This is a genomic window from Ancylobacter amanitiformis (genome assembly GCF_030814815.1).
Taxonomy (GTDB): Bacteria; Pseudomonadota; Alphaproteobacteria; order Rhizobiales; family Xanthobacteraceae; genus Ancylobacter; species Ancylobacter amanitiformis.
Genome location: NZ_JAUSVR010000005.1, coordinates 135,932 through 155,370, shown reverse-complemented (window position 1 = coordinate 155,370; position 19,439 = coordinate 135,932). Strand labels below are relative to the sequence as shown.

The 19,439-nt window shown below is 69.4% G+C and carries 19 protein-coding genes; 12 read left to right on the top strand and 7 right to left on the bottom strand.

The window, feature by feature from the left end; translation table 11 throughout:
- Nucleotides 1–175: 175 nt before the first annotated feature.
- Nucleotides 176–1,411, bottom strand: coding sequence for a polyhydroxyalkanoate depolymerase (locus QOZ99_RS09945; protein WP_306889814.1), 1,236 nt, complete (start codon nucleotides 1,409–1,411; stop codon nucleotides 176–178).
- 354 nt (nucleotides 1,412–1,765) lie between these two features.
- Here QOZ99_RS09945 and QOZ99_RS09940 point away from each other — a divergent pair, with 354 nt between their 5' ends.
- Complete coding sequence (locus tag QOZ99_RS09940) at nucleotides 1,766–2,575, top strand: glutathione S-transferase family protein (protein ID WP_306889813.1); 810 nt, start codon at nucleotides 1,766–1,768, stop codon at nucleotides 2,573–2,575.
- Nucleotides 2,576–2,840: 265 nt separating this feature from the next.
- Here the strand turns inward: QOZ99_RS09940 and QOZ99_RS09935 are convergent, their stop codons facing one another.
- From QOZ99_RS09935 to QOZ99_RS09925, 3 genes are all read right to left on the bottom strand, one after another.
- Entirely contained in the window at nucleotides 2,841–3,491 is a 651-nt protein-coding gene (locus QOZ99_RS09935) for a GNAT family N-acetyltransferase (protein WP_306889812.1), read from the bottom strand.
- 257 nt (nucleotides 3,492–3,748) lie between these two features.
- Nucleotides 3,749–4,885 (bottom strand): type III PLP-dependent enzyme, encoded by a 1,137-nt coding sequence (locus QOZ99_RS09930; RefSeq protein WP_306889939.1) that lies wholly within the window; start codon nucleotides 4,883–4,885, stop codon nucleotides 3,749–3,751.
- Nucleotides 4,886–5,524: 639 nt separating this feature from the next.
- Nucleotides 5,525–5,764, bottom strand: a complete 240-nt coding sequence (locus tag QOZ99_RS09925; protein WP_183188822.1) for a hypothetical protein — start codon at nucleotides 5,762–5,764, stop codon at nucleotides 5,525–5,527.
- A gap of 190 nt (nucleotides 5,765–5,954) precedes the next feature.
- Between QOZ99_RS09925 and QOZ99_RS09920 the strand changes: the two genes are divergently transcribed.
- The 8 genes from QOZ99_RS09920 to lhpI all read left to right on the top strand — a co-directional run bounded on the left by QOZ99_RS09920 (nucleotide 5,955) and on the right by lhpI (nucleotide 13,011).
- Nucleotides 5,955–7,526 (top strand): gamma-glutamyltransferase family protein, encoded by a 1,572-nt coding sequence (locus tag QOZ99_RS09920; RefSeq protein ID WP_306889938.1) that lies wholly within the window; start codon nucleotides 5,955–5,957, stop codon nucleotides 7,524–7,526.
- A gap of 69 nt (nucleotides 7,527–7,595) precedes the next feature.
- The gene (locus QOZ99_RS09915) at nucleotides 7,596–8,735 is read left to right on the top strand and encodes an alpha-D-ribose 1-methylphosphonate 5-triphosphate diphosphatase (RefSeq protein ID WP_306889811.1); all 1,140 of its coding nucleotides are present in this window, start codon (nucleotides 7,596–7,598) and stop codon (nucleotides 8,733–8,735) included.
- A 10-nt stretch (nucleotides 8,736–8,745) separates the two neighbouring features.
- The gene (locus QOZ99_RS09910; protein WP_306889810.1) at nucleotides 8,746–9,456 is read left to right on the top strand and encodes a DUF1045 domain-containing protein; all 711 of its coding nucleotides are present in this window, start codon (nucleotides 8,746–8,748) and stop codon (nucleotides 9,454–9,456) included.
- A 3-nt stretch (nucleotides 9,457–9,459) separates the two neighbouring features.
- Entirely contained in the window at nucleotides 9,460–10,077 is a 618-nt protein-coding gene (locus QOZ99_RS09905) for a DapH/DapD/GlmU-related protein (RefSeq protein WP_306889809.1), read from the top strand.
- A 131-nt stretch (nucleotides 10,078–10,208) separates the two neighbouring features.
- Nucleotides 10,209–11,189 (top strand): signal peptide peptidase SppA, encoded by a 981-nt coding sequence (gene sppA, locus QOZ99_RS09900; RefSeq protein ID WP_306889808.1) that lies wholly within the window; start codon nucleotides 10,209–10,211, stop codon nucleotides 11,187–11,189.
- Between the two features lie 77 nt (nucleotides 11,190–11,266).
- Nucleotides 11,267–11,560, top strand: a complete 294-nt coding sequence (gene ihfB / locus QOZ99_RS09895; RefSeq protein ID WP_183188827.1) for an integration host factor subunit beta — start codon at nucleotides 11,267–11,269, stop codon at nucleotides 11,558–11,560.
- Nucleotides 11,561–11,623: 63 nt separating this feature from the next.
- Nucleotides 11,624–12,016 carry a lipopolysaccharide assembly protein LapA domain-containing protein gene (locus QOZ99_RS09890; protein ID WP_306889807.1) on the top strand — a complete coding sequence of 131 codons (393 nt, stop codon included), beginning with the start codon at nucleotides 11,624–11,626 and terminating at the stop codon, nucleotides 12,014–12,016.
- A 29-nt stretch (nucleotides 12,017–12,045) separates the two neighbouring features.
- On the top strand, nucleotides 12,046–13,011 hold the full coding sequence (gene lhpI, locus QOZ99_RS09885) for a bifunctional Delta(1)-pyrroline-2-carboxylate/Delta(1)-piperideine-2-carboxylate reductase (protein WP_306889806.1): 966 nt from the start codon (nucleotides 12,046–12,048) through the stop codon (nucleotides 13,009–13,011).
- Between the two features lie 129 nt (nucleotides 13,012–13,140).
- Here the strand turns inward: lhpI and cysW are convergent, their stop codons facing one another.
- The 3 genes from cysW to cysP all read right to left on the bottom strand — a co-directional run bounded on the left by cysW (nucleotide 13,141) and on the right by cysP (nucleotide 16,177).
- Nucleotides 13,141–14,079: a sulfate ABC transporter permease subunit CysW gene (gene cysW / locus QOZ99_RS09880; RefSeq protein WP_306889804.1), complete on the bottom strand. Its 939-nt coding sequence runs from the start codon at nucleotides 14,077–14,079 to the stop codon at nucleotides 13,141–13,143.
- A gap of 4 nt (nucleotides 14,080–14,083) precedes the next feature.
- Entirely contained in the window at nucleotides 14,084–14,905 is an 822-nt protein-coding gene (gene cysT / locus QOZ99_RS09875; protein WP_306889803.1) for a sulfate ABC transporter permease subunit CysT, read from the bottom strand.
- A 240-nt stretch (nucleotides 14,906–15,145) separates the two neighbouring features.
- Entirely contained in the window at nucleotides 15,146–16,177 is a 1,032-nt protein-coding gene (gene cysP, locus QOZ99_RS09870; protein WP_306889802.1) for a thiosulfate ABC transporter substrate-binding protein CysP, read from the bottom strand.
- Between the two features lie 351 nt (nucleotides 16,178–16,528).
- Between cysP and QOZ99_RS09865 the strand changes: the two genes are divergently transcribed.
- Genes QOZ99_RS09865 through trpA form a run of 3 tightly spaced genes read left to right on the top strand, consistent with a single transcriptional unit; the run spans nucleotide 16,529 to nucleotide 19,313 of the window.
- Nucleotides 16,529–17,236, top strand: a complete 708-nt coding sequence (locus tag QOZ99_RS09865; protein WP_306889801.1) for a phosphoribosylanthranilate isomerase — start codon at nucleotides 16,529–16,531, stop codon at nucleotides 17,234–17,236.
- Nucleotides 17,233–18,465, top strand: a complete 1,233-nt coding sequence (gene trpB / locus QOZ99_RS09860) for a tryptophan synthase subunit beta (protein WP_306889800.1) — start codon at nucleotides 17,233–17,235, stop codon at nucleotides 18,463–18,465. Before QOZ99_RS09865 ends, trpB begins: the two co-directional genes overlap by 4 nt.
- Nucleotides 18,462–19,313, top strand: coding sequence for a tryptophan synthase subunit alpha (gene trpA / locus QOZ99_RS09855; RefSeq protein WP_306889799.1), 852 nt, complete (start codon nucleotides 18,462–18,464; stop codon nucleotides 19,311–19,313). Before trpB ends, trpA begins: the two co-directional genes overlap by 4 nt.
- The last annotated feature ends 126 nt before the right edge of the window (nucleotides 19,314–19,439 follow it).

Sequence of the window (19,439 nt, the reverse complement as noted above, 5' to 3'; positions counted from 1 at the left end):
GGGAAAACGTAGCTCCGCGGGACATAAACGTGCGGCCGCACCATGGGCACCGCAGCCTGCCGCGTCAATGGTGACGGGGGAGTGACGGGGCGAGCCGCCCGGTCGTCAAGACCCGGTCGTCAAGCCCCGGTCATCAAGCCCCGCCCGATCCTTCCCGGTCACGCCGCCCGGGGCCTCAGCCGTCGCTGGCGAGGATGTGGCTGCGCACCAGCGGATAGACCTGGCCCTTCCAGCGGCGGCCGCTGAACACGCCATAATGGCCGACGCCCGCCTGCATGTGGTGGCGCCGCAGATGCGGGCGCAAGCTCGCGCAGATGTCCTGCGCCGCCACCGTCTGGCCGACCGCGCAGATATCGTCGCGCTCGCCTTCCACGGTGAGCAGCGCGGTGCGGCGGATGGCGCGGAAGTCGACTGGCTCGCCCTGATAGGTGAGCACGCCGCGCGGCAGGTCGTGCTCCTGGAATACGATGCGGATGGTCTCCAGATAGAACTCGGCGGCAAGGTCCAACACGGCGAAATACTCGTCGTAGAACGTCTTGGTGGTGTGCGCCTTCTCGTGCTCGCCCATGGCGAGGTTCTCGAACAGTTCGACATGCGCCTTCACATGGCGGTCCATGTTCATCGCGAGGAAGGCGCCGACCTGCACGAAGCCGGGATAGACCCGCCGGCCGGAACCGGCAAAGCCGGGCGGCACGGTGGCGATGAGGTTCTGCTCGAACCAGTCGAGCGGCTTGGAGGTGGCGAGTTCGTTCACCTTGGTCGGGTTGACGCGGGTATCCACCGGCCCCGCCATCAGCGTGATGGACAGGGGAGTGGCCGGGTTGTCGTTCTGCGCCATCACCGCCGTGGCGGCGAGCACCTGCACGCAGGGCTGGCACACCGCCAGCGCGTGGGCGCCCGGCCCGATGGCTTCCAGAAAGCGGATGACGTGCTCGACATAGCCGTCGAAGCCGAAGCCGCCGGCCGAGAGCGGCACGTCGCGCGCATTGGCCCAGTCGGTGACGTAGACGTCGTTCTCCGGCAGCAGGGTGCGCACCGTGTCGATCAGCAGCGTGGCGAAATGGCCCGAGAGCGGGGCCACCACCAGGATGCGCGGCTGCGGCTGGTCGAGGTCCTTGGCGAAATGCAGCAGCGTGCCGAAGGGCAGCGCCAGCGCCACCTCCTCGACCACCGCCACCTCGCGATTGCCGACCATGACGCTCGCGATGTCGAAGGCGGGCCGGGCATGGCTGAGGCCGGAGCGCTCGACCATCTCGCAGGCGGCGGAAAGGTTGCGCAGCAACGCGCTTTCCCCGAAGCCGGACATCCGGTTTCCGGCCATGGCGGTGTCGAGGAACCGCCGCGACATCCGCGCCATGGTGCGAAACGGATCGAAGAGGTCGGTCTGGGCCTGATACGCGGCATAGATCATCGGCGGCGGCTCTCGGTGGCGGCGTGACGGGCCGCCCGTGCGACGGTTGCCGGCCGGCGGCCGGAGGAGAATGTCACGTAACGGTCGTCTCGTCCCGCCACGTGCGCGATGGTGCCGCGCCGGAGAAGCGGCGGGCGGCGCGGCATCGCTGGGGTATCCAAGGGCAAGGGGCGTGCCGTGTCGCGTGCGGGACCCGCCGGAAGGCGGGCCGTGCCGGATCGGGGATGGCACGAATAGTGTTTGGCCCCTGCCTGTCTTTCGTTGGACCGTCGCCCCCGCTGCAATCTCGCCCGTCGCGGGGCGCTGGTCCGTCGCACGACCATCCTCGCCGCCGATCATACAGGACGCACGCCCATGCCCGCGCCCACCGCCAAATCCGCCTCCGCCACCGGGCCGGGAACGACGCGCGCCAGAACCTCGAGAGGGAGCGCCGCCAAGGGCGCGGCTGCCAAGGGTGCGGCCGCCAAGGGTGCGGCTGCCGCGTCCGGGCCGGCCGCGGGGCCGACGGCGTCCCCCGCCACCCTCACCATTTCCAGCAAGAACTACTCCTCGTGGTCGCTGCGCGGGTACCTTCTGTGCCGGCTGGCCGGGCTCGACGTCGAGGAGGTCCGGCTCTCCGCGGATGATCCCTCGATCCGGGCGGAACTGCTGCTGCAATCCTCGTCCTTTCTCGTGCCGCGCCTTGATCATGACGGGCTCAGGGTGTGGGACACGCTGGCCATTGCTGAATACCTGCACGAATTGATGCCGGAAGCCGGGCTTCTGCCCAAGGATCGGGCAACGCGATCGCATTGCCGCTCGATCTCGGGCGAAATGCATTCCGGCTTCGCCAACCTGCGATCGGCGCTGCCGATGAACATCAAGGCCCGCCATCCCGGCTTCAAGGTGTGGACCGGCGCGCAGGCCGATATCGAGCACATCCTGACCATCTGGCGCGATTGCCTGACGACCTATGGCGGGCCCTATCTGTTCGGGTCCGCGCCGACCATGGCGGATGCCATGTATGCGCCGGTCTGCTCGCGCTTCACCACCTATGACGTGACGCTCGATCCGCTCACGCGGGGCTATTGCGAGGCCATTCTCGCGCTGCCGGCGATGGAGGCGTGGAGCGCCGACGCGCGCGAGGAGCCGGACGAGATGGAGGAGCTCGACGTCGAGTTCTGACCGCCCGGCGCAGGGCCGGCGGGAAACCTCGCGATGCTCGACCCCATCCCGTCCGTGGGGGCGGAGGGGCGGGGGTCTGGAAGCGGGCTCGATCCCGGACAGGAGAACCCGCAAAACCCACGCCGCCCCTCCGAGGGGAATGTCTGATACCGGATCCTCTCCCCGGGGGAGAGGGCCCCGCGACGCGGCTCGGGGAGGGGTTCCGGGATCGCGACGCGATGGAACCCCTCGCCCAGCCCTCACCCGGAGCGGGAGACGCGCCTTGCTACGCGGAGCGCCTGAGGCCGCCGGCGGTCTCGCGCGCCACCAGTTCGCTCAGGCTCGGCACCTCGACCGGTGCACCGGTCGGGCTGACGAGGCCACGCGCGCCGTCCAGCGCGCCGGAGCGCAGTTCCAGCCCGAGGAAGCGGCGGCGATCGAACGCGCCGGGCAGCCACAGGCCGTCCGTCAGCGCCACATCGAAGCCGAAGCGCGCGTAATAGGGCGCGTCGCCCACCAGCAGGATGGCGCCATGGCCGAGGCGGGTGGCCTCAAGGATCGCCGTCGCCATCATCGCCTTGCCGAGGCCCCGGTCGCGGAACCAGGGATGCACGGCGAGCGGGCCGAGCAGCAGTGCCGGCCGGGCCGGACCCGCCGCCACGTGCCACAGCCGCAGCGTGCCGACCACGCGCCCGTCCGCCCCATGGGCGGCAAAGGCGAGGCCATCGGCGGGCTTGCGCCCTTCGCGCAGGCGCTCGCTGGTCTTGGCCAGACGCGCGGCGCGGCCGAAGGCGAGGTCCAGCAGCGCCTCGCGCTGGGCGAGGTCGGCCGGCGTCTCCAGCGTGATCGCCGGCGCGGGACCGGTGAAGTCCTTCACGGTGACGGGGGTGGCATGTGCCAGCGCGGACGCGGCGAAATCGGTGACGGCGAGTTCCATGGCGGCCTCCAACACCCGGTCCAGCCGGGCAAAAGAGGTGAAAAGGAATTGTGAAGGGGCGTGAGCCGTCATCCCGGCCGGAGCGCGGCATCGAGCCGGAAGGAAGGCCCGATAGCGGGCGGCATCCGCTTGCGCGCATGTCGCCCGGGCCATTCCGGTTGGTCCCGATTCCGGTTTGTCTCGATTCCGGTCTGTTTCGATTCCGGCTTGCCGCGCGGGCGGTGTCCGGGATGACGTGGAGCCGGGTCCCGGCCCGTTCAGATCACATAGGATCGGAGCGGTTCGAAACCGTTGAACGCCACCGCCGAATAGGTGGTGGTGTAGGCGCCGGTGGCTTCGATGAGCACCTTGTCGCCGATGGCGAGCGACACCGGCAGCAGGACCGGGGTCCTCTCGTACATCACGTCGGCCGAATCGCAGGTCGGGCCGGCGAGCACGCAGGGCTCCATCGCGTCGCCGTCACGGGGCGTGCGGATGGGGTAGCGGATGGCCTCGTCCATGGTCTCGGCGAGGCCGCCGAACTTGCCGATGTCGAGATAGACCCAGCGCATCGTGTCGGTGTCGGACTTCTTCGAGATCAGCACGACTTCCGCCTCGATCAGCCCGGCCGCGCCGACCATGCCGCGGCCCGGCTCGATGATGGTCTGCGGGATCGTGTTGCCGAAGTGCCGCGACAGGGCACGGAAGATCGCCTCGCCATACGCCTCGGCGGCCGGCACGTCCTGCAGGTACTTAGCCGGGAAACCACCACCGAGATTGACCAGCGACAGCGTGAACCCACGCTGCGCGCAGGCGGCGAAGATGGCGCTCGCCGAGGCCAGCGCCGAATCCCAAGCGTCGACATTCTTCTGCTGCGAACCGACATGGAAGGAAATGCCATGCGCCTCGAGGCCGAGGCGGTGGGCGTGTTCCAGCACGTCGACGGCCATGTCCGGCTCGCAGCCGAACTTGCGCGAGAGCGGCCATTCGGCGCCGGCCCCGTCGCACAGGATGCGGCAGAACACCTTCGCGCCGGCGGCGACGCGGGCCACCTTCTCGACTTCCTCGACGCTGTCGACCGCGAACAGGCGCACGCCGAGCTCGAAGGCCCGCGCGATGTCGCGCTCCTTCTTGATCGTGTTGCCGAAGGAAATGCGGTCGGCGGTGGCGCCGGTGGCGAGAACCATCAGGATCTCGTTGACCGAGGCGCAGTCGAAGCACGAGCCCATCTCGGCCAGCGCGTTGAGCACGGCCACGTCCGGGTTGGCCTTCACCGCGTAGAACACGCGGGTGTCCGGCAGGGCCCGGGCGAAGGCGGCATAATTGGCGCGCACCACATCGAGATCGACGACGACGCAGGGACCATCCTCGCGTCGAGTGCGCAGGAATTCGCGAATACGGTCGGTCATGGCAATCCCCAAGGACCCGAAGCTTCAACCCAAGTGGATGCGAACACCCGCAAGCGGCGTCAATGAGCCGCGCGCGTGGCGGGAATGCGCACCCGTTCGCCGGCCACGCGACACATGCCGCAGGGCCGGATGGAATGGAGCCGTGGCAGCAATGCGATCGCTTGCGCGTGTGGAGAGCGCTAGCGTTCGATCGATGCCTTCGCTTGGTACGGGAGACCCGACCGCACGCCCGGCAAGAAGTAGTGCCTCTTCAGTTTCCCGACCTTTGGAGGGCCGACAGAGACTAAAAAAGCCCGCTACGTCGTTGCTTCAAGTCACGTTCCCCGCTGAGAGCGAGGTGCGCCGGTTTCGCCTCCGGCTACCGATCTGACTGGCGATTTTCCGGCCTCTTGTCCGGACTTCCGCCGATCGGCACGCGACCACAGGCACGTGCGAATGTTGGGCAGGACGCGATGTATGGATTTCCGCTGTCATATGCAAGCGGTTGGGGTCGATTTTTTCCCGGACGCCCGTAAAATCCGCATGCACGTAAAGCTGGCGGCTGGCGGCTGGCGGCTGGCGGCTGGCGGGAAGGCACGGCGCTACGATCGGGCGTCGGGCGCGTGTCGTGGCCATATCCCCGAGGAGCGGTATGATTCGCCGCGCTCAGCCTTCGACGAAGGGCTCGACGGATTTGGCCTTCATCACGAAGCGATAGATGCCGTAGAGCGCGAGAAGGCCGAACAGGCCTTCGAAGAAGATCTCGACCATCCAGCTGGCATTGAACAGCGCGGCGATGGCCCAGCCGGCGGCCAGTCCGGCGCCGATGAGTTCGGCGCCAAGCAGGATGGCGGCGCTCACCACCGTGCTCACATGGTCCCAGCGGATGCGTCGGCCCGTGCTCATCTCGTCCCAATCCGTCTACTTCGGCGGGGCGCAAACTGCTATGCCCGGCGGCGCGGGTCAAGTTTTCCGCCAAGAGCCCGCCAAGAGTCCGCCAGCAGGGAGAATCCACATGGCTTCGGGAATGCCTTCGGGAGCGGGTTGGGGAGCGGGTTGGGGAGCGGATCACGAGAGCGTGCGCGCGGGTTCCGGCATGGTTGCCACGCCGCACTGGCTGGCCACGGAAGCCGGCCGCGCGGTGCTGGAGGAGGGCGGCAACGCCATCGAGGCGGCACTCGCCGCCGCCGCCGCCATCGCCGTGGTCTATCCGCACATGAACCAGCTGGGCGGCGACGGCTTCTGGCTGATCCGCGATCCCCGGGGCCGCGTCGCCTATATCGAGGCCGCCGGCTTTGCCGGTGCCCGGGCCACCCCCGCCTTCTACCGCGAGCACGGCCATGAGGAGACCCTGCCGGCGCGCGGCCCGCTCGCCGCGCTCACCGTGCCCGGCCAGATCGGCGGCTGGAGCCTCGCATTGGAGGCCGCCGTGGCGTTCGGCGGCAGGATGCCGCTGCGCCGGCTGCTGGAGCCGGCGATCGCCCATGCCCGCACAGGCTTCCCGGTCTCGGCCTCGCAGAACCGGCTCACCACCGAGAAGAAGGACGAACTGGCCTCGGTCCCCGGCTTCGCGCGCAACTTTCTCGATGACGAGGGCGCGGTGCCCGAGGTGGGCGCGGCGCAGCGCTTCGAGCGGCTGGCCGACACGCTGGAGCAGCTCTACCGCGCCGGGCTGGAGGATTATTACCGCGGCGACATCGGCCGCGAGATCGCCGCCGATCTGGAGCGCGCCGGCAGCCCGGTGACGCGCGAGGACCTCGCCGCCTTCCACGCCGTGCGCCGCGCGCCGCTGCATGTGAAGCTCTCGACGCTGGAACTGTGGGGCTCGCCCCCGCCGACCCAGGGGCTGGCGACGCTGATGATCCTCGCCATCTTCGACCGGCTCGGCGTGAAGGAGCCGGAGAGCTTCGCCCATGTGCACGGGCTGATCGAGGCCACCAAGCGCGCCTTCCTGGTGCGCGACCGGGTGGTGACGGATTTCGAGCAACTGGCGCACGACCCCGCGGATTTCCTGACCAACGCGGCGATCGATCGCGAGGTGGCCGCCATCGATGCCCGCCGCGCCCTGCCGTGGCCGCACAAGGCCGCGCCGGGCGATACGATCTGGCTCGGCGCGGCGGACAGGAGCGGGCTCGTCGTCTCCTATATCCAGTCGATCTACTGGGAGTTCGGCTCCGGCCTCGTGCTGCCCTCCACCGGCGTACTGATGCAGAATCGCGGCACCTCCTTCTCGCTCGACCCGAGGGCGGTGAACCCGCTGGAACCCGGCCGCCGGCCGTTCCACACGCTCAATCCCGGCATGGCGGCGCTGGCGGACGGGCGCGTCGTCGCCTTTGGCTGCATGGGCGGGGAGGGCCAGCCGCAGACCAACGCGGCGGTCATGAGCCGCTATGCCCTGTTCGGTGCGCCGCTCGGTGCCGCGGTGGCCCGCCCGCGCTGGCTGCTCGGCCGCAGCTGGGGTTCGCCCTCGCTGACGCTGAAGCTGGAAGGCGCCTTCGATGGCGGCATCGCCGACCAGCTGGCCCGCGCCGGTCACGAGATCGAGATCATCCCGCAACCCTATGCCGACATGATGGGCCATGCCGGGGCCGTGGTGCTGCATCCGGGGCGCGGCGGGCTGGAGGGCACGCACGACCCCCGCTCGGATGGTGGCGCACTGGGGGTGTGATCTGCCGCAGAGCTTTCACGGAACCGTCACACGCGCATGCGAGAGCCGGGCGCCAATGGGAAAGAGCCGATGGAAACGATTCTGACCAATGTCCGCCTGGTGCTCGAAGACCGTGTCGTCGAGGGCACGCTGGTGCATGAGAACGGCACCATTCGCGCGCTGGACGAAGGCCGCTCGCAGCTGCCCGGCGCCGTGGATTGCGACGGCGACTATCTCGCCCCGGGCCTGATCGACCTGCATACCGACGCGCTGGAAGGCCATTTCGTGCCGCGCCCCAAGGTGATCTGGCCGGATGCGCGCGCCGCCGCCTTGGCGCATGACGCGCAGATGGCCGGCTCGGGCGTCACGACCGTCTATGACGCGATCTGCGCCGGCGGCTTCGATCAGGCCAAGGCCGACCGGCGCGCGCTCTACGAGGTGATGCTGGATGCGGTCGAGCAGGGCGCCACGCGCGGCATGTTCCGGGTCGATCACCGCATCCACCTGCGCTGCGAACTGACCGACCACGGCTTGCCGGATCTGGTCGATGCGGCGCTCGGCCGGCCCAACCTGTCACTGGCCTCGCTGATGGACCACACGCCCGGCACGCGGCAGTGGCGCAATGTCGAGCATCTGAAAGTGTATCTCTCCGGCATCGGCAAGGGCGGGCCGGATATCGACGCCGAGGTGGCGGACCGCATCGAGCGGGCCAAGGGCGCGGTGGCCGGCAATTACGACAAGATGGTCGCGCTGTTCTCCGCGTCCGGCATCGTGCTGGCGAGCCATGACGACACCACTCCCGCCCATGTCGACGAGGCGCTGGCGGCCGGCTGCAGCATTTCCGAGTTCCCGACCACGCTGGAAGCCGCGCGCGCCGCGAAGGCGAGCGGCCTCGCCACGATCGGCGGCGCGCCGAACGTGGTGCGCGGCGGCTCGCATTCGGGCGGCGTGTCGATGCGCGATCTCGCCCAGCAGGGTCTGCTCGACGCGCTCGCTTCCGATTATGTCCCGGCAAGCCTGCTGCAGGCGGCGCTGGCGCTCACCCGCACCGCCGGGCTCGCCCTGCCCGCCGCGCTGGCGCTCGTCACCGCGGCGCCGGCGCGCCTCGCCCGGCTCGACGATCGCGGAAGGCTGGCGCCGGGGCTGCGCGCCGATCTCCTGCGCTTCCGCCTGATTGACGACACGCCGGCGGTGGGCGAGGTGATGCTCGCCGGCCGCCGTGTGTTCTGAGCCGGCTGCCATGTCATCCGGCACCCGTTCCATCGAGCCGCGTTACGCGCTCTATTACGCTCCGCCGGCGCAGAGCCCGCTCTGGCGCTTCGGCGCGGCGGTGATCGGCTATGACGCCGAGACCGGCGAGGCCGATGGCTCGCTGGCGCTGCGCCGCTTCGATGCGGCCCGCTGGCGCGAGATCACCGCCGAGCCGCGCCGCTACGGTTTCCATGCCACGCTGAAGGCGCCGTTCCGGCTGGCGAGCGGGCGCGTCGAGGCTGATTTGCGGGCCGCCTGCGCCCGCTTTGCCGCCGAGCGGGCGCGCTTTGCCTGCGCCGGGATCCAGCTCGCGACGATCGGCCGCTTCCTCGCCCTCCGCACCGCCTCGGCCTGTGCCGCGCTCGACCGGCTGGCCGCCGCCGCCGTGGCCGCCTTCGACGACTTCCGCGCGCCGATGAACGCGGCCGAGCGCGAGAAGCGCCAGCGCGCGCCCCTGACGCCACGCCAGCGCGATTATCTCGACCGCTGGGGCTACCCCTATGTGCTGGAGGAGTTCCGCTTCCATATGACCCTGACCGGTCCGCTGGAGGCGGCGGAGCGGGCGCTGGCGGAGGCGGAACTCGCCGAGCATTTCGCCATGAGCGGGGCCGACGGGCCGCTGATCGTCGGCGAGATCGCGCTCTATCGGCAGGAGGACGGGCCCTTCCGCCTGGTCGCCCGCTATCCGTTCGGGGGCTGACGCATGAGCCGCAGGCTGGGGCTCGCGCCCACCATCGATCCCACCGCCGAGGTCAGCCGCTCGACGCTCGGGCGCTACACCGAAATCGGCCCGCGCACCAAGCTCCTGGACGTGGAACTCGGCGACTATTCCTATGTGGTGAATGATTCCGACATCGCCCATGCGCGCATCGGCAAGTTCACCTCCATCGCCGCGATGACCCGCATCAACCCGGGCAATCACCCGATGGATCGGGCCAGCCAGGCGCATTTCACCTATCGCGCCTCGGCCTATTTCGAGGATGCCGAGGACGAGGACAGCTTCTTCGCGTGGCGCCGCGCCCATGGCGTCACCATCGGCCATGATGTGTGGATCGGCCATGGCGCCATCATCCTGCCCGGCCGCACGGTGGGCGACGGTGCGGTGGTGGCGGCCGGCGCCGTGGTGTCGAAGGACGTGCCGGCCTACACCATCGTCGCCGGGGTTCCGGCACGGCCGGTGAAGCCGCGCTTTTCGCCCGCGCTCGGCGAGCGCCTGCGCGCGCTCGGCTGGTGGCACTGGGAGCACGCGCGGCTGCGCGCGGCGCTGGAGGATTTCCGCGCCCTGTCCGTCGAGGCCTTTCTCGAAAAGCACGGCGGCTGAGGCCTGCGCTCCGGCGGCGGCGTCGCGGCATCCGTCGCGCGCCCCGCCCGCGCTCACGCAACCCGTGCTCACGCTTGCGTCCATCCTCCCCGGCGGCTACCCCTTGGCCCCTGGAACCCGGAGGAGGGCCAATGGCCTACGGCTCGATCGAGGTCGACGAGGTGCTGGTGCGGCGCCGGTTGCGGCGCAAGCTGGCCTTCTGGCGCGTCCTTGCCTTTCTCGTGCTGCTCGGCGCCGGCTTCGGCCTGTTCGCCTGGTGGAGCGATGGCGCGCTGCTGCCGCGCTCCGCCCCGCATGTGGCGCGCGTCACCATTGGCGGCATCATCCGCAACGAGCGCGAGCGGCTCGACCTGCTGGAGGCGATCGGCCGCTCCGGCGCGCGCGCCGTGATCCTCTCCATCGACAGCCCCGGTGGCACGGTCGTGGGTTCCGCCGCGCTCTATGACGGGCTGCGCCGTCTGGCGCAGAAGATGCCGATCGTCGCGGCGGTGGACGGCATGGCGGCCTCGGGCGCCTATATCGCCGCCATGGGCGCCGACCATATCGTCGCCCCGCGCAACGCGCTGGTGGGCTCCATCGGCGTCATCTTCCAGTTCCCCAATTTCGCCGGGCTGATGAAGACGGTCGGCATCTCCTATGAGGAGATCAAGTCCAGCCCGCTGAAGGCGGCGCCCAACATGTTCGATCCGCCCACCGAGGACGCCCGCGCGGCGGTGCGCTCGCTGGTCACCGACAGCTATGACTGGTTCAGGGATCTGGTCTCCGAGCGCCGGCTGCTGACCGGCGACAAGCTGGCGCAGGCCTCGGACGGCCGGGTCTTCACCGCCCATCAGGCGCTGCCGCTGCGGCTGGTGGATGAACTGGGCGACGAGCGCACCGCGCGCGACTGGCTGGCGCGCGAGCGCGGGGTCTCCCGGGATCTTCCCGTGCGGGATTGGCGCACCGGCCGTGCCGGGGATGAATTCGGCTGGTTGCACGCGCTGGCCGTGCGGGTTATGTCGCTGATCGGGCTCGGGGATCTCACCCATGCGGTGCTGAGCTCGGCGAGCGAGGCGACTGACATGGCGCGCCTTGACGGTCTGTTGGCCCTCTGGCACCCTCGGGGCGGCTAGACGGGGCCCAAGAGTTTCCAAAATATGATGTTTTTGGAATTCCGACGAGCCGATCACAATCAGGGGGCGGGGCGTCGATGATCAAGTCCGAACTTGTGCAGCGGATCGCCGAGGCGAATCCGCATCTCTACCAGCGCGACGTCGAGAATATCGTGAACGCGATCCTCGATGAAATCGTCGCGGCGCTGGCGCGTGGCGACCGGGTCGAACTGCGCGGTTTCGGCGCTTTCTCGGTGAAAGCCCGTCCGGCCCGCACCGGGCGCAACCCGCGCACCGGCGCGCATGTGGCGGTGGACGGCAAGGCCGTGCCCTATTTCAAGACGGGCAAGGAAATGCGCGAGCGCCTTAATGATGGCGTCGACCTTGAATAGTTTCGCCGCGATCGGTCTTGTATCGAGGAATCTGGCGACGATCGAACCTTCCGGGAGTGCCGCGTGCTGCTGCGTCGTATCGTGACGATTCTCATCGTCCTGCCGATCTCGCTCGGGCTGGTCATGCTGGCGGTGGCGAACCGGCAGAAGATCGGCCTCGTCGTCGACCCGTTCGGTGGCGCCTGGTCGATCGAGGCACCGCTCTACCTCGTGGTGTTCGCCGCGCTGATCGTCGGCGTCGTCATCGGCGGGGCCAGCGTGTGGCTCGGCCAGGGCCGCTATCGCCGCGCCGCCCGCCGCAACGAGCGCGAGGCGCGCCGCGCGAGGACGCAGGCGGACGAGCTGCGCGCCGTGGTATCGGCGCGCGAGGGCACCGCGCCTTCCCGCCCGGCGGGGCCTCCGCTCGCCGCCGTTTCCTCGGCGCCGGCCCTCGCCGATCGCCGCCACGCGGCCTGATCCTCCCGTCTCTCCCTGCCGGCGTGTCCATGACCGATTTGCGCTTCGTTTCCGCCGACGAGATCGCCGGGCTCCTCACCTTTCCCGCTCTGATCGACGCGCTGGACGCCGCCTTCCGGCGCCGCATCGTGGTGCCGGTGCGCCATCACCACGCCATCGAACGGCCCAATGGCGAGGAGGGCACGCTGCTGCTCATGCCCGCCTGGACGGCGGAGGGCGGCGAGGACGACGTGATGGGCACCAAGCTGGTGACGGTGTTTCCCGGCAATGCCCGGCGCGGGCTCGACAGCGTGACCGGGCTGTTCCTGCTCAATTCCGCCGCCACCGGCCTGCCGCTGGCGGTGATGGACGGGCGCGCGCTCACGCTGTGGCGCACCGCGGCCGCCTCGGCTCTCGCCGCCCGCTATCTCGCGCGGGAGGATGCCACCCGGCTCACCGTCATCGGCGCGGGATCGCTCGCCCCCTATCTCGCCCGCGCCCATGCCAGCGTGCGGCCGATCCGCGCCATCACCATCTGGAACCGCACCCTCGCCCGGGCGGAAGCGATGGCGCAGGTGCTGCGCGCGGAAGGGTTCGAGGCCCGGGCCGAGGCCGATCGCGGCGCGGCCATCGGGGAGGCGGACATCGTCACCTCCGGCACGCTCTCGCCCGATCCGCTGGTCGAGGGGCGTTTTCTGAAACCGGGCCAGCATGTCGATCTGGTCGGCGGCTTCACCCCCGCCATGCGCGAGGCGGATGACGAGGCCATCGCCCGCGCGCGGGTCTATGTCGACACCCGCGCCGGGGCGGGCAAGGAAGCGGGCGACATCGTGGTGCCGCTGCGCACCGGCATTCTGGCGCCGGACGGCGTGCAGGGCGACCTGTTCGATCTGGCCGCCGGCCGCGTGGCGGGCCGCGGCGGGGCGGACGAGATCACGCTGTTCAAGTCGGTCGGCACGGCGATCGAGGACCTCGCCGCCGCCGAACTGGTGTGGAAGGCGCTGCGGGATAAGTGACCTCGCACTCTTCCTCTCCCCGTTGGGGAGAGGTGGCCCGCGAAGCAGGTCGGTGCGGGGTGCGGGGCGACACGATTGCCGGGCATAGTGCCCGCTCACCTCACCGCTCTCCCCAGAGGGAAGCAGCCCTCAGTGCCCCGGCCGGCCCTGCGCCTTCACCCGCGCCGCGTCCAGCCGCTCGATGATGGCCTTCACCACCAGTGTCACCAGCGCGACGGCGGTCAGCACGGTGGCCACCGCGAAGGCGGCGATGGCGTTATTGTCCTGGTAGAGAAGTTCGATCTGCAGCGGCAGCGTGTTGGTCTGGCCGCGAATATTGCCGGAAACCACCGAGACCGCGCCGAACTCGCCCATCACCCGCGCATTGCACAGCGCCGCGCCATAGAGCAGGGCGAAGCGCACATTGGGCAGCGTGACGAGCCGCAGGATGCGCCAGCCGCCGGCCCCCAGCGTCACCGCCGCCTCTTCCTCCTCCGACCCCTGGGCGATCATCAGCGGAATGAGTTCGCGCGCCACGAAGGGCGCGGTGACGAACAGGCTCGCCAGCACGATGCCGGGCACGGCGAACATGATCTTGATGTCATGCGCTTCGAGGAACGGCCCCAGCAGCCCCTGCGCGCCATAGACGAAGAGATAGGCGACGCCGGCGATGATCGGCGAGATGGAGAAGGGCAGTTCCACCAGCGCCACCAGCAGGTTGCGGCCGCGAAAGCGGAACTTGGCGATGCACCAGGCGCTGGCGATGCCGAAGCCGATATTGATCGGCACCACGATGAGCGCGACGCACAGGGTCAGCAGCATCGCATATTGCGTGTCGGGCGCGGCGAAGGAGGTGAGATAGGCGCCCCAGCCATGGCGCAGCGCCTCCGCGAAGATGGCCAGCAGCGGCACCACCAGAACCAGCGCCGTCACGAACAGCACGGAGCCGATCAGCAGCGCCCGCGTCCGCGGCCCGTCGCCGACCCGGATGCGGCGGGCCGGCGGGTGCGAGACGGCGCCAAAAGGAGCGCTCGACGTGGTAGCGCTCGACGTGGTAGCGGCCGGCTGCGGGGAGGAATGGTCGCTCATCGCCTCAGTCTCCCGTGCCGATGCGGCGCTGCTGCCAGAGCTGGATCATGTTGACCAGGAACAGCAGGACGAAGGCAAGGCCGAGCAGCGTCGAGGCGATCGCGGCGGCGGCGGGGTAGTCATATTCCTCGATGCGGATGAAGGTGAGCAGCGAGACGACCTCGGTCTTCAGCGGCAGGTTGCCGGCGATGAAGATGATGGCGCCGAATTCGCCGAGCGAGCGGGCGAAGGCGAGCGAGGCGCCGGTGAGGAAGGCCGGGAAGATCGCGGGGAAGATGATGCGCGCGAAGATGCGCCAGTCGGAGGCGCCAAGCGTGGCAGCCGCTTCCTCCACATCGGTGGCGAGATCCTCCAGCACCGGCTGCACCGTGCGCACGACGAAGGGGATCGAGGTGAAGGCCATCGCCGCGGCAATGCCGAGCGGGGTATAGGCGACCGAAATGCCGAGCGCGGCGAGCGGCGCGCCGAACCAGCCATTCTTCACGAACAGCGCCGAGAGGGCGAGGCCCGCCACGGCGGTCGGCAGGGCGAAGGGCACATCGACCAGCGCATCGATGAAGCGCCGGCCGGGAAATTCGTAGCGCACCAGCACCCAGGCCAGCGCGAGTCCATAGACGGCGTTGAACAGGGTGGCGAGCGCGGCCGTGGTCAGCGTCACGCGGAAGGCGCTCGCGGTACGCGCGCCGCTCATTATGGCGACATAGCGCTCCCAGCCGACATCGAGCGCCTGCCACACCAGCGCGCCCAGCGGCAGCAGCACGATGAGGCAGAGATAGAACAGGGTGATGCCGAGCGAGAGGGGATAGCCCGGGATGACGCGGTTCAACGGCGGAATTCCTGAAAAGCGATGGCCGGGTACGATCCCGGCCATGACCTATTGGCAATGAGATGTCCAGCACGACGCGCCGGTTTCGCCCGGTATCGTGCCGGATTGGCCATGGGGCTCATGCCGGGGGCCCCTGTTTGGGCACGAGCGCCCCAAACTGGAGCATCTGCCGGAACCAGTCAGGGTTCGAACAGGACCATCCCGGCGCCTGCCGCGCGGCAAGGCCGATCGCGGCGGGGCTCAGGGGGCGACGAACAGCTGGTCGAGCTTGCCGCCCGAGGCGAAGTGCACCTTCTGCGCCTTGTCCCAGCCGCCGAACACGTCCTCGACCTTGACCAGGCGGACGGGGGCGAACTTGGCCTTGAATTCCTCGGCCACCTTGGGGTCGACCACCCGGTTATTGGCCTGCGCGGCCACCGTCTGGCCGGCCGGCGAATAAAGGAAGGTGAGATAGTCGGTGGCGACGGCACGCGAGCCGCGCTTGTCGACCACCTTGTCCACCACGGCGACGGGGAATTCGGCGAGCAGGCTCACCGGCGGCACCACGACTTCCAGCTTCTTGTCCTTGTAGGCATCCCGGGCGCCGATGACCTCGGCCTCGAAGGTGATCAGCACGTCGCCCTGCTCGCGATCGACGAAGGAGGTGGTGGCGCCGCGCCCGCCGGTGTCGAACACCACGACATTGGCGAGGAATTTCTTGACGAAGGCGTCGGCCTTGGCCTCGTCGCCGTTGAACTTTTCCAGCGCATAGGCATAGGCGGCGAGATAGGTGTAGCGCGCATTGCCCGAGGTCTTGGGGTTCGGGAAGACCAGCTTCACGTCGTCGCGGACCAGGTCGTCCCAGTTCTTCACGTTCTTCGGGTTGCCCGCGCGCACCAGGAAGGCGGGGAACGAATACCAGGGCGAGGAGGCGTTGGGCAGGCGGGTCTGCCAGTCCTTGGCGACATAGCCCTTGTCGACGAGGAAGGTGATGTCGGTGATCTGGTTGAAGGTGACGACGTCGGCCTCCAGGCCCTCGACGATGGAGCGCGCCTGCTTGGAGGTGCCGGCATGGCTCTGGTTGACCTTGATGTCCTTGCCGGTCTTGGCCTTCTCGGCCGGCTCGAACTCCTTGTTGACTGCCTCGAACAGCTCGCGGGCGACGTCATAGGAGGCGTTCAGGATCGAATTCGGCGCCCCCTGCGCGCGGGCCGGGCCGGTGCCCGCAAGGATGAACGGCGCCAGGGCGGCGGCGAGGGTCGTGGTGAGCACGAGGCGGCGCGACAGGCGCATGGACGTTTCTCCGCGGTCAGCATACGGCACGATCGGCTTGCCCCGATGGCCTATATTCACAAATTTGACGTGAAATATATAATTTCACAGATAATCCTGAGTAGCATGCCGATTGCCGCTGAGAAAGGGCTGATTGCGCCGGCGCGGCCGAGATTTCCCCCAAATCGATGGGAATTGCGACGCGGCGGCCCATCAGCGCGGCGCCGGGATGCGGGCACCCGGCGTCGAGACCTTCGCCACGGCTCGCACGCACCAACGACCTCGCCCCCGCCAGAACCAAACCTCTCCTGAACCAAGATCTCGCCTCCGCCCGGGGTTCCGTGCTAGGTGGCTCTCTTCGAGGAGGCGGCCTTGGCGCTTGAGATCAAAATCTGCGGGCTCAGCACCCCCGAGACGCTGGAAGCGGCGCTCGGTGCGGGGGCGGACATGGTGGGCATGGTGTTCTTCCCGCCCAGCCCGCGCCATGTCGATCTCGCCACCGCGCAGACCCTCGCCGCGCGGGCGCGCGGCCGTGCCCGTATCGTCGCGCTCACCGTCGATGCCGATGACGCCACGCTCGCCGCCATTGTCGCGGCGGTGCGGCCGGACCTGCTGCAGCTGCACGGCACGGAGAGCCCCGAGCGGCTCGCCATCCTCCGCGCCCGGTTCGGGGTGCCGGTGATGAAGGCCGTCGGCATCGCCATGCCCGCCGACCTCGACCGGCTGGCCGCCTATGACGGGCGGGCCGACCGGCTGCTCCTGGATGCCAAGCCGCCCAAGGGCGCCGTGCTGCCGGGCGGAAACGGGGTTCCCTTCGACTGGAACCTGATCGCCGGCCGGGCCTTCGCGGCCCCCTTCCTGCTGGGCGGCGGCCTCGACCCCGCCAATGTCGGCGCGGCGGTGCGATTGATCCGTCCCGACGGCGTCGACGTATCGTCCGGTGTCGAGCGTGCACCCGGCATCAAGGATCCAGATCGTATCGCCGCCTTCGTGCGCGCGGCGCGGGCGGCGGACACGGCCGCCACCGCTCCCGCCCGACCGGCCGACACTTCACCCGCGAGAGAGACGAGCCTGTCGTGAACGTTCCGAATTCCTTCCGCACCGGCCCCGACGAAAACGGCCATTTCGGCATTTTCGGCGGTCGTTTCGTCGCCGAAACGCTTATGCCGCTCATCCTCGACCTCGACGAGGCCTACAAGCAGGCCAAGGCCGACCCCGCCTACAAGGCGGAGATGGATGCCGGGCTCAAGCATTATGTCGGCCGGCCGAGCCCGCTCTACTACGCCGAGCGCTTCACCGAGCATCTGCGCGCGGGTGCGGCCGAGGGCATGGGCGCGAAGATCTATTTCAAGCGCGAGGAACTGAACCACACGGGTTCGCACAAGGTGAACAACGTGCTTGGCCAGATCCTGCTCGCCCGCCGCATGGGCAAGGAGCGCATCATCGCCGAGACGGGCGCGGGCCAGCACGGCGTCGCCACCGCCACGCTGTGCGCGCGCTACGGCCTGAAATGCGTGGTCTATATGGGTGCCGTCGACGTCGCGCGGCAGGCGCCCAACGTGTTCCGCATGAAGATGCTCGGCGCGGAAGTGGTGCCGGTGAAGTCGGGCTCCAGCACGCTCAAGGACGCCATGAACGAGGCGCTGCGCGACTGGGTGACCAACGTGCACGATACGTTCTATTGCATCGGCACGGTGGCGGGGCCGCATCCCTATCCGGGCATGGTGCGGGACTTCCAGTCCATCATCGGCCGGGAGACGCGCGAGCAGATGCTGGAGGCGGAAGGCCGCCTGCCGGACAGCCTGATCGCCTGCATTGGCGGCGGCTCGAACGCGATGGGCCTGTTCCATCCCTTCCTCGACGACACCGGCGTGCGGATCTTCGGCGTCGAGGCGGCCGGCCACGGCATCCCCACCGGCCAGCACGCCGCCTCGCTCACCGGCGGGCGCCCGGGCGTGTTGCACGGCAACCGCACCTATCTCCTGATGGACGATGACGGCCAGATCACCGAGGCGCATTCCATCTCCGCCGGCCTCGACTATCCCGGCATCGGCCCGGAGCATAGCTGGCTGCACGATATTGGCCGCGCCACCTATATCTCCGCCACCGATGACGAGGCGCTGAGCGCCTTCCAGCTGGTGTCGAAGCTGGAGGGCATCATTCCGGCGCTGGAGCCGGCCCATGCCCTCGCCAAGGTGATCGATCTCGCCCCGACCCTGCCGAGCGACCATCTCATGGTGGTCAACCTCTCCGGCCGTGGCGACAAGGACATTCCGCAGGTGGCGGAAATTCTGGGGACCCGCCTATGACCGCCCGCCCGACAACCCGCCTCGACCATCGCTTCGCCGCCTGCGCCACGGAAGCGCGCGCGGCGCTGGTGACGTTCATCACGGCCGGCGATCCCGACTACGACACCTCGCTGGCCGTGCTCAAGGCGCTGCCGGCGGCCGGTGCCGACGTGATCGAACTCGGCGTGCCCTTCACCGACCCGATGGCCGATGGGCCGGCGATCCAGGCGGCGGGCCTGCGCGCGCTGCATGCCGGCCAGACGCTGGCCAGGACGATCCAGCTGGTGCGCGAATTCCGCAAGGAGGACGATGCCACGCCGATCGTGCTGATGGGATATTACAACCCGATCTACATTTATGGCGTGGACCGCTTCCTGGTGGACGCCAAGGCGGCCGGGGTGGACGGTCTCATCGTCGTCGACCTGCCGCCGGAGGAAGACAACGAGCTGTGCCTGCCGGCGCTGCTGGCCGGCCTCGCCTTCATCCGCCTCGCCACGCCGACCACCGACGACAAGCGCCTGCCGGCCGTGCTCGCGAACACGGCGGGCTTCGTCTACTACGTCTCGATCAACGGCATTACCGGCTCGGCGACGCCCGACGCGGATCGGGTCGGCGAGGCGGTGGCGCGCATCAAGCGCCACACCGTGCTGCCGGTCGCGGTCGGCTTCGGCGTGCGCACGCCCGAGCAGGCCGCCGCCATCGCCGCCGGGGCGGATGGCGTGGTGGTGGGTTCGGCGATCGTCGATGCGCTGCGCGCCAGCCTCGACAGCGACAACCGCGCGACGCCGGCCACGGTTTCCGCCGTCACCTCGCTGGTCGCCCGGTTGGCGCAGGCGGTGCGCGGCGTGCGGCGCGAGGCCGCCGAATAGCGCGCCCTGCCCTCATGTGCGAGGCCCCGCAGCTGTGCACCTGCGAGGCCCGCATGCTGCATTGCCTTGCGGGCGCCTTCCCTTGGCCGGCTTTCGGCATTAGATGAGAAAGCCGGCGTGCCAAGG

Excerpts from the sequence above, each read along its gene's own strand:
- cysW (WP_306889804.1), bottom strand. The coding sequence starts at position 14,079 with ATGAGCGACCATTCCTCCCCGCAGCCGGCCGCTACCACGTCGAGCGCT.
- trpA (WP_306889799.1), top strand. The coding sequence starts at position 18,462 with ATGACCGCCCGCCCGACAACCCGCCTCGACCATCGCTTCGCCGCCTGC.
- QOZ99_RS09920 (WP_306889938.1), top strand. The coding sequence starts at position 5,955 with ATGGTTGCCACGCCGCACTGGCTGGCCACGGAAGCCGGCCGCGCGGTG.
- cysP (WP_306889802.1), bottom strand. The coding sequence starts at position 16,177 with ATGCGCCTGTCGCGCCGCCTCGTGCTCACCACGACCCTCGCCGCCGCC.
- QOZ99_RS09910 (WP_306889810.1), top strand. The coding sequence starts at position 8,746 with ATGTCATCCGGCACCCGTTCCATCGAGCCGCGTTACGCGCTCTATTAC.
- QOZ99_RS09935 (WP_306889812.1), bottom strand. The coding sequence starts at position 3,491 with ATGGAACTCGCCGTCACCGATTTCGCCGCGTCCGCGCTGGCACATGCC.
- QOZ99_RS09945 (WP_306889814.1), bottom strand. The coding sequence starts at position 1,411 with ATGATCTATGCCGCGTATCAGGCCCAGACCGACCTCTTCGATCCGTTT.
- QOZ99_RS09940 (WP_306889813.1), top strand. The coding sequence starts at position 1,766 with ATGCCCGCGCCCACCGCCAAATCCGCCTCCGCCACCGGGCCGGGAACG.
- sppA (WP_306889808.1), top strand. The coding sequence starts at position 10,209 with ATGGCCTACGGCTCGATCGAGGTCGACGAGGTGCTGGTGCGGCGCCGG.
- ihfB (WP_183188827.1), top strand. The coding sequence starts at position 11,267 with ATGATCAAGTCCGAACTTGTGCAGCGGATCGCCGAGGCGAATCCGCAT.
- QOZ99_RS09915 (WP_306889811.1), top strand. The coding sequence starts at position 7,596 with ATGGAAACGATTCTGACCAATGTCCGCCTGGTGCTCGAAGACCGTGTC.
- QOZ99_RS09925 (WP_183188822.1), bottom strand. The coding sequence starts at position 5,764 with ATGAGCACGGGCCGACGCATCCGCTGGGACCATGTGAGCACGGTGGTG.
- QOZ99_RS09905 (WP_306889809.1), top strand. The coding sequence starts at position 9,460 with ATGAGCCGCAGGCTGGGGCTCGCGCCCACCATCGATCCCACCGCCGAG.
- lhpI (WP_306889806.1), top strand. The coding sequence starts at position 12,046 with ATGACCGATTTGCGCTTCGTTTCCGCCGACGAGATCGCCGGGCTCCTC.